This window comes from Bradyrhizobium rifense, from assembly GCF_008123425.1.
GTDB lineage: Bacteria > Pseudomonadota > Alphaproteobacteria > Rhizobiales > Xanthobacteraceae > Bradyrhizobium > Bradyrhizobium rifense.
Map to the genome: position 1 here is coordinate 1 of NZ_VSSS01000103.1, position 728 is coordinate 728.

2 protein-coding genes are annotated in these 728 nt (G+C 62.2%); both read left to right on the forward strand.

Annotation, left to right across the window (positions count from 1 at the left end; genetic code table 11):
- Window positions 1-280, forward strand: a 280-nt coding sequence (locus tag FXB40_RS45945) for a helix-turn-helix domain-containing protein (protein ID WP_148778852.1), incomplete at its 5' end; no start/stop codon positions are given.
- Window positions 277-728, forward strand: a 452-nt coding sequence (locus FXB40_RS45950) for an IS3 family transposase (RefSeq protein ID WP_148778858.1), incomplete at its 3' end; no start/stop codon positions are given. The genes FXB40_RS45945 and FXB40_RS45950, both read left to right, overlap by 4 nt.

Genomic DNA, 728 nt, shown 5'->3' on the forward strand with positions numbered 1-728 from the left:
TCTCCATGACTGGATCAAAGCCTGGAACGCCGATGGGCCGGACGGTTTGAACCGGAAGCCCGGACCCAAACCTGGCCCCCGCAAGCTCAGGCCGCTAGCGACGTACGACGACAAGCGCTCTGCCCTCGCACTCGCCAAAACCCGGATCGCCGAACTCGAACGGCTGGTGGGGCGCCAGCAGATGGATCTCGATTTTTTTCGGCAAGCCTTGCGCGCATTGAAGCGGCCGGCAGCGCAAGGCAAACCCGCATCCGCATCATCGAAGTCATCAAAGCCATGACGTCGAAGACAATCGATGCTCATGCCGATGTGCAGCGCCTGTGTCACCTCGCGGGCGTGCCGCGCGCGACGTATTATCGCCACTACGCCAAACGCAGCCGCGAGACGGCCGAGTGCGAGCTGCGCGACGTGATCCAGCGCATTTGCCTCAAGCACGTCTTCTACGGTTATCGGCGGGTGACAGCCACCCTCAGACGCCAAGGCATGATCGTAAACGCCAAGAAAGTTCAGCGACTTATGCGCCAAGATAACCTGCTGGCGCAGCGCAAGACGCCGTTCCTGAAGCCGCCCGCGGAACGGCCATCGGGCTTTCTCGTCGTCCCCAATCTGGTCCGTGGCCTGGTGCCGTCCGCACCCGACCAGATCTGGGTCGCGGACATCACCTATGTGCATCTCGCCAAGACCTTCGCCTATCTCGCCGTCATTCTCGACGCGTTCTCGCGCAAGGC